This is a genomic window from Sandarakinorhabdus rubra (assembly GCF_010994245.1).
Classification (GTDB): domain Bacteria; phylum Pseudomonadota; class Alphaproteobacteria; order Sphingomonadales; family Sphingomonadaceae; genus Sandarakinorhabdus; species Sandarakinorhabdus rubra.
In genome coordinates, this window is record NZ_WMHO01000130.1 from 1 (window position 1) to 7,541 (window position 7,541).

The 7,541-nt window shown below is 68.8% G+C and carries 7 protein-coding genes and 1 tRNA gene; 4 read left to right on the top strand and 4 right to left on the bottom strand.

Annotation, left to right across the window (positions count from 1 at the left end; translation table 11 throughout):
* The coding region (locus GJV64_RS09045) for an NAD(P)/FAD-dependent oxidoreductase (protein ID WP_164156928.1) at positions 1-1,152 on the top strand (1,152 nt) is incomplete at its 5' end.
* A gap of 12 nt (positions 1,153-1,164) precedes the next feature.
* On the opposite strand, the gene GJV64_RS09050 is transcribed toward GJV64_RS09045, so the two are convergent.
* A complete protein-coding gene (locus GJV64_RS09050) occupies positions 1,165-1,833 on the bottom strand; it encodes a TetR/AcrR family transcriptional regulator (protein WP_164156929.1) in 669 nt (222 codons plus the stop codon).
* A gap of 127 nt (positions 1,834-1,960) precedes the next feature.
* On the opposite strand from GJV64_RS09050, the gene GJV64_RS09055 reads away from it, so the two are divergent.
* The 3 genes from GJV64_RS09055 to GJV64_RS09065 all read left to right on the top strand — a co-directional run bounded on the left by GJV64_RS09055 (position 1,961) and on the right by GJV64_RS09065 (position 4,165).
* A complete protein-coding gene (locus GJV64_RS09055) occupies positions 1,961-3,121 on the top strand; it encodes an amine dehydrogenase large subunit (RefSeq protein WP_164156930.1) in 1,161 nt (386 codons plus the stop codon).
* 43 nt (positions 3,122-3,164) lie between these two features.
* Complete coding sequence (locus GJV64_RS09060; RefSeq protein ID WP_164156931.1) at positions 3,165-3,716, top strand: methylamine dehydrogenase light chain; 552 nt, start codon at positions 3,165-3,167, stop codon at positions 3,714-3,716.
* A 74-nt stretch (positions 3,717-3,790) separates the two neighbouring features.
* The gene (locus GJV64_RS09065; protein ID WP_235927676.1) at positions 3,791-4,165 is read left to right on the top strand and encodes a c-type cytochrome; all 375 of its coding nucleotides are present in this window, start codon (positions 3,791-3,793) and stop codon (positions 4,163-4,165) included.
* A 45-nt stretch (positions 4,166-4,210) separates the two neighbouring features.
* Here the strand turns inward: GJV64_RS09065 and GJV64_RS09070 are convergent.
* The 3 genes from GJV64_RS09070 to mrdA all read right to left on the bottom strand — a co-directional run bounded on the left by GJV64_RS09070 (position 4,211) and on the right by mrdA (position 7,473).
* Positions 4,211-4,286: transfer RNA gene (locus tag GJV64_RS09070), tRNA-Lys, on the bottom strand.
* Between the two features lie 84 nt (positions 4,287-4,370).
* Complete coding sequence (gene rodA / locus GJV64_RS09075) at positions 4,371-5,477, bottom strand: rod shape-determining protein RodA (RefSeq protein ID WP_205599574.1); 1,107 nt, start codon at positions 5,475-5,477, stop codon at positions 4,371-4,373.
* Between the two features lie 7 nt (positions 5,478-5,484).
* Positions 5,485-7,473, bottom strand: a complete 1,989-nt coding sequence (gene mrdA / locus GJV64_RS09080; RefSeq protein ID WP_164156932.1) for a penicillin-binding protein 2 — start codon at positions 7,471-7,473, stop codon at positions 5,485-5,487.
* Positions 7,474-7,541 lie beyond the last annotated feature (68 nt).

Below are 7,541 nucleotides of genomic sequence, written 5' to 3' on the forward strand. Positions count from 1 at the left end.
TCGGCGGCGCTGCACCTCGCCGAACGCGGGGCCAGCGTGGTGCTGCTCGAGGCGGCGCGCATCGGCCATGGCGCCTCGGGCCGCAACGGCGGGCAGATCATCCCCGGCCTGCGCTGGGGCGCGGCAGACCTGCTGGCACGGCTTGGGCCGGAACGGGGGCGCGCGCTGTTCCAGCTCGCCCTGTCGGCGCGCGATCTGGTCGCCCAGCTGATTGCCCGCCACGGCATTGCCTGCGATCTGGCGCTCACCGGCCATCTCACCACCGCCGTGCGCCCTGGCGAACTGGCGGACTTCGCCCGCGAGATCGAGGCCGCCGCGCAGCTGGGCTATCAGGGGCTCAGTCTGCTCGATGCCAATGCGGCGCGCGCGGCCGTGGCCAGTCCCAGCCACGGCGCGCTGCTCGATGCCGGCGGCGGCCATTTCCACACGTTGAACTACACCTTGGGTCTCGCGCGCGCTGCCGAAGCCGCCGGCGCCGTGCTGCACGAAGCCAGCCCGGTCACGCAGCTTTCGCGCACCGGCGCTGGCGTGGTGCTGACAACGCCAGCTGGCCGCGTGCAGGCGGCCCAGGCGATCCTGGCCGGTGATGCGCTGCTCGACGGGCTGAACCGCCGGGTGAACAGCCGCACCATGCCGGTGGCCAATTATCTGGTGACAACAGAGGTGTTGCCCGACGGTGGCGCCAGCCTCATCCCCGGCAACCAGGCGGTGAGCGACAGCCGCTTCGTGGTCAATTATTTCCGCCGCACGTCCGACGGCCGGCTGCTGTTCGGCGGCGGCGAACGCTACACGCCGCGCCCGCCAGCCGACATGGCGGGCTTTGTGCGCCCGTTTCTCGAACGCAGTTTTCCGATGCTGGCCGGCGTGCGCCTCACCCATGCCTGGGGCGGGCTGGTGTCGATCACGCGCAGTCGACTGCCGGATATCGGCCGTGACGGGCCCCTGTTGTGGGCGCACGGCTATTCGGGGCAGGGGGCGGTGCTGTCCACCCTGGGCGGCGCTCTGCTCGCAGAGGCCGCGAGCGGGGACGAGACGCGTTTTGCCCGCTTCGCTGCCATCGCGCCGCCCGGCTTCCCCGGCGGCCGCCTGCTGCGCGGGCCACTGCACGTGCTGGGCATGCTCTGGTATGCCCTGCGCGACCGGATCGGGTGAGCACAGGCCGCCCTATTCCGGGCGGCCATATGTGCGCACGAGGTCCAGGAAGCACCCAATGGCAATCTGCTCGAGGTCGGGCATGCGGGCTTCGAATGGCTTGCCATGGCCGGCAAAGATCGTCAGCCCTTCCATCGAGGCTGAAATGAACAGGGCAAGATCCTGTCGGGTTGCCTCGTCAAGGTCCGGCCGCATCGCCGCGATGGCCTCGAGGATCGGCTGGCGCGCCCGGGCATAAAGTTCCTGAACCCGCTCCAGCACAAACGCGTCGTGGTTGGACAGGGCCCACAGTTCCGGGAAGAGATGCGTGGTCTTCTTGGTCCGTATGTCATCCAGAATGAGCTGGCAGACGGCCACCAGTTGCACCTCCGGGGCAGGGCCGGGCAGGCGGGCGATCTCGGCGAACTCGACCTCGTAACTGCCGATCACCGCTTCGAACAGCGCCCGCAGCAGGTCCTCGCGGGTGGGGAAATGATAGGTCAGGTTGCCGAGGCGCATCCCGCAGGCCGCCGCAACCCGGCGCATCGACAGGGCGCGATAGCCATCCTCCACCAGCAGCCCCAGCGCGGCCCTGAGAATGTCCTCCCGCGTCTTGTCGCCGCGAACATAGCCGCCCTCACGCGGCGGAACGGCAAGGTCTGCCACCGTGATGGAGGGGAGCTTTGGCGGCTGTTTTGGCACCCGACCGCTCTCCTTGAGGAAGTTGCCAGACAAAATTTAGGACGCTTGACATAAGTTGTCATCCTCAAACATCATGGCCGCGCTGCCCGGCCACGTGGGGACCGGGCACGATCGAAGGAACGGGCCGATGCGGATCACCGCACTTGTGCTTTCGCTGCTGCTGGGGGCCAGTGCCGTGTCCGCCCAGAGCCCGCCGCCTCCGCTTCCCGAAGAGGCCCTGCCGTCTGTCGGCCGTCTGCCTGCGGATTATCCGGCCAGCTGGGTGCTGGTGCATGATTTCCGCTTCCTGTCGATCCTCGATGGCCGGGTGGCCGTGGTGGATACCGCCGATGGCGTGCGCCCGCTGAAGGGCCTGGTTCGGGCAGCGCAGTTTGCCTCGATGCAATATTCAAGGGGCCGCCGCGAGATCTTCACTGCCGAGACCTTCTATTCCCGTCTCACCCGCGGCGAGCGGACCGATGCCATCACGATCTGGGACACCGCGACGCTGGAGCCCAAGGGCGAGATCGTGCTGCCCGGCGGCAAGCGCCAGCAGACCGTGTCCTATGTCGGCCAGTTCCAGCTGATCAACGGCGATCGCTGGGCGCTGGTCACCAACTTCACCCCTGCCCAGTCGGTCACGGTGGTCGATCTCGATGCACGGCGGGTGCTGGGGGAGGTGGACCTGCCCGGCTGTGCCCACGTCTTTGCCACCGGCCCGCGCGGCTTTTCCAGCTTTTGTGCCGACGGTTCGATGATCAGCGTCCAGCTAGACGACAAGGGCGCGGTGGTCTCATCGGCCACGCTGGCGCGTGTGCAGGACCTCGACAACCAGCCGCTGTTCGGCAACCCGGCCATGGTGGGCCGCACCGCGTGGTTCGTGTCCTACAAGGGCCAGCTCAAGGGCTTCGACCTGTCCGGCCCGGTCGCCAGGCCCTTGACGCCGGCCAGCGTCGGCACCGCACCCGGCGGCGCCCCGGAATGGCGCCCGGGCGGATGGCAGGTGATGGCCAGCGATGCGGCGGGCCTGCTCTATGTGCTGATGAGCCCGGCCGGCCGCGAAGGCAGCCACAAGGACGGCGGGACCGAGGTTTGGGTGGTCGATCCGGTCAGGAACCAGCAACTGCGCCGCATCGACCTCAAGGGCGTTGCCGGCTCCATCACCGTCACCCGCGAGGCCACGCCGCATCTGGTGGTGGCGCGCGCCGATGGCCAGATCGACCTGTTCGACGCTGCCTCGGGCCAGCTGGTGCGCCAGCTTGGCGCCACGGCCGCTATGAGCCCGCTCATTATGGTGCCGGCGCAATGATCGCGCTGTTCACCCCCGCCGCCCGCAACAGGAGTGCCCGAGCATGAGCGGTATCGATCGCCTGACCGAGCGCTTCGCGCGGCGTCTGGCCCGCGGCACCTCGCGGCGCAGCGTGCTGGCCGTGCTGGGTGCTGCCATCACCGGCGCCGGTGGCTTTCCGCTGCTCCCGGTGGCCCGCGCCGCCAGCAGTGCGCCCGGGGCGCCCGGCAGCCGGCCGCCGATGCTGTCGGGCAATCCGCAGGACCCGGGCGACCAGGCCAGCTGCGATTACTGGCGCTACTGCGCGATCGATGGTTTCCTGTGCACCTGCTGCGGGGGCACGGTGAACAGCTGCCCGCCCGGCACCGAGATGTCGCCGATCACCTGGATCGGCACCTGCATCAACGCCGCCGACGGCCGCGCTTACGTCATCAGTTATAATGACTGCTGCGGCGTATCCTCGTGCGGCCAGTGCTTCTGCAACCGCAACGAGGGCGATCGCCCGCAGGCGCGCCCGCAATCGAACAATGATTACAACTGGTGCCTGGGCACCCAGAGCAGCATCTACAACTGCTCGGTGGCCGCCATCGTCGGCGTGGCAGACAAGGCCAAGTGATCCGGCTCGGGGCCCTGGCACTGTTGCTCGTCGCCGGCCCCATGCTGGCCGCTACCGGGGCTCAGGCACAGGCCATGGCCGGCGTTCCCGATCCCGCGCAGGCCCGTGTGGATTACATGCTCAAGTGCCAGGGCTGCCACCAGCCCGATGGCGCCGGCAACGCGATCAACACGCCGCCGCTTGCCGGCACGGTCGCGCGCTTCCTCACCGCACCGGGCGGGCGCCAGTTCGTGGCCCGGGTGCCGGGTGTTGCCATGGTCGATCTTGACGATGTCCGGCTTGCGCAGCTGCTCAACTGGACGCTGCAGCGCTTTGACGCCAGCCACCTGCCGGCCGGGTTCACGCCCTACACGCCGGCCGAGATCGCGACCCTGCGCCGCCAGCCGCTGCGGCTGGACCGCGCCGCCGTCCGCGCCGCGCTGATGCAGCACATCGGCAAGGATCGCTGAGGCGGCAGCCGCAATCGCCCGGCAGTTGTCCGAAATCGTGGAAGGTGGTGGACGCACCAGGGCTCGAACCTGGGACCCGCTGATTAAGAGTCAGCTGCTCTACCGACTGAGCTATGCGTCCATCGTGCCAAGGATGCCTGTATGGCTGGCCCGGCAATCGGGAGCGCGCGATTAGCAAGGGGGGCGGGGGTTGTAAACCGTTTTCTCAGGCAGGCCGGCGGTTGGCGCGGGCGACACCCATCACAAGGCCCAAGAGGATCATCACGGTCAGCATGGCCGATCCGCCCCAGCTGATCAGCGGCAGCGGGATGCCCACCACCGGGGCCAGGCCCATCACCATCATCATGTTGATCGCCAGTGCGAAGAACAGCGTGGCGGTGAGCCCCAGGCTGAGCAGGCGCTGGAACTGGCTGGGCGCCCTCACCGCGGTGCGGATGCCCCAGGCCAGCACCAGGCCATAGAGGAGTATCACCAGCAGGCCGCCCATCAGCCCCCATTCCTCGGCCATGGTGGCGAACACGAAATCGGTATGCAGTTCCGGCAGATAATCGAGATGGCTCTGCGTGCCATTGAGGAAGCCCTTGCCCGACAGGCCGCCCGAACCGATCGCGATCTTGCTCTGGGTGATGTGATAGCCGGCGCCGCGCGGATCGCTTTCGGGATCAAGGAAAATCAGCACGCGGCGCTTCTGGTAATCGTGGAGGAGGCTCCAGGCGATGGGCAGCAGCGCCGCCACACCGGCCGTGGCCACGCCGAACAGCCACAGCCTGACGCCAGCCAGGAACATCACCACCACGCCGCCGAACAGGATCGACAGTGCCGTGCCCAGATCGGGCTGCAGCATCACCAGCCCCACCGGCGCCGCAATGATCGCCAGCGCCGGCACCAGCACGTCGGGCCGGCTTTCATAGCCCTTGGGTACGAAGTGGAAATAGCGCGCCAGCACCAGCACGATGGCCAGCTTCATCATCTCCGATGGCTGGAACTCCATGAACCCCAGGTTCAGCCAGCGCTGGCTGCCGCCCTTGACGGCGCCCACCACCTCGACGCCAACCAGGCTGACCATGATGATGCCATAGATCGGCCACGCCCATTTGAGCCAACGGTCGGGCGGCACCATGGCGATGGCCAGCGCGGCGGCCAGGAACAGTGAATAGCGCACGCCGTGCCGCAGCGCCCACGGGTCGAGCGCACCGCCGCCCGCCGAATAGAGCACCACGCTGCCAAAGCCCGCGATGGCGGTGGTGACTGCCACCAGCCCCCACGGCAGGCGCCGCAGCTCTCGCTGCCAGGGGCCGTTGATCAGGTCCACGCTGCGCTCACTCAGGTTCTCTGGGCGGCTGTGGCGCGTCCGGATCGGCGATTTCGTAGCTGGGCGGCGCCAGTTCGATGCGCAGCCAGCTTGGCATCATCTGGCGGGTTTCCTGGGCAATGCCGGCGGCGGCTTCGGCAGCGGCACGGGCGGCCTTGCGTTCGGCGGCTTCCGCCTCGATCGCGGGCAAAACGGACAGCGCGCGCTCAGGCTCGAACAGGAAGCTGAGCACGTCGCGCGCGATGGGGGCAGCATAGCGGCCGCCGGCAATGCCATGCTCAAGGATCACGGACACGGCATAGCGGGGGCTGGCCACCGGCGCAAAGGCGACGAACAGCGCATGATCGCGATATTTCCACGGCAGCGCCTCGTTGCGGATCACGCCGCGCCGGCGTTCGGCCATGCTGATGCGGCGCACCTGGGCGGTGCCGGTCTTGCCGGCAAACAGCACGTCTGGGACGGGGCTGCGCGCGGCGCGGGCGGTGCCATAGCCGGCGTTGACCACGCCTGTCATGCCGTCCCGCACCACGGCCAAATGGTCGTCGGGGATGCCGAGCGAGGGAAAATCCGGCGCCGGGCCGTCCTTGAACAGGCGCGGCAACACCGCGAGGCCGCTCGCCAGCCTTGCGGTCATCACTGCCAGCTGCAGCGGGTTGGCCAGCACATAGCCCTGGCCGATGGCGGCGTTCAGTGTCTCGCCCTCGCGCCAGTTCTGCTGGAACCGTCGCTGCTTCCAGGCCTTGTCGGGCACGATGCCGGTGGCCTGGCCGGGCAGGGGCAGGGGAAACTCCTGCCCCAGCCCCAGCCGGCGGGCCATGGCGGCGATGGCATCGATGCCCACCCGCCGGCCCATGGCATAGAAATAGGTGTCGCACGACAGCGGCAGGGCGCGGTGCATGTTCACTCCGCCATGGCCGCGCCGTGCGTGGCAGTGCCAGGTGTTGCTGCCCAGCCGATAGGCGCCGCTGCACGACACCGTGTCCTCGGGGTCGATCCCGGCCTCCAGCGCCGCCAGCGTCGTCACCATCTTGAAGGTCGAGCCGGGTGGGTAGAGGCCCATGGCGCTCTTGTTGAGCAGGGGCGTGTGATCATCTTCCTGCAGCGCCCGCCACAGGCGGGCCGGAACCCGGCGCGCGAAGATGTTGGGATCATAGGCCGGCATCGACACCATCGCCAGCACGTCGCCGGTGAGGCAATCGAGGACGATTACGCTGCCCGAATTGTCCCCCAGCCGGCGCGCGGCATAGTTCTGCAGCGCTCGGTCGATGGTCAGCGCCAGCGTGTCGCCGGGCTGGTCGGGCTCCATGCCCAGTTCGCGGACCAGCTCGCCGCGCGCCGTCACCTCCACGCGCGTAGCACCGGCCTGGCCGCGCAGCTGCTGGTCGGCAAAACGCTCGATGCCATCCTTGCCGATGCGGAAGCCGGGGTAGATCAGCAGCGGGTCGCGCTGGGCGCGATATTGTTCGGGGGTCGGCGCGCCGACATAGCCGATCAGGTGCGCACAATGATCGGCCTCGGGATAATGGCGCGAGAAGCTGCGCACCGCCGCCACGCCCGGCACGGTGGCCAGCCGCACGTTGCAGGCCGAAAATTCCGCCCACGACAGGTCCTGCCGCACCAACACCGGCATGAAGCGCGGCTGGCTGGCGACATCGTCGCGGATCCGCTGTTCGGTGTCGGCAGGCAGATCGATCACCTGGCGGATGGCAATGAGCGCGCTGTCGAGGCTCTCCACCTCGGCGGGCCGCAGTTCGAGGCGATAATCGGGCCGGTTCATGGCCACCGGTTTGCCGTGGCGATCGACGATCCAGCCGCGCCGCGGTGGAATCAGCCGGTTCTGGATGCGGTTGCCATCGGCCTTCAGGCGATAGGTCTCGCCCTCGAACACCGCCAGCCAGGCCATGCGCCCGGCCAGGAGCGCGCCCGTGACGCCCATGCCGCCGCCCAGCAGCAGCGCGCGCCGGGAAAAGCCGATGCGGCGAACAGGATCATCCATGCCCGCGCGCCCGCGATCAGCCGCCCCGCCAGCTGGGCACGCTGGCGGCGAGGCGGCGCTGCAGGGCG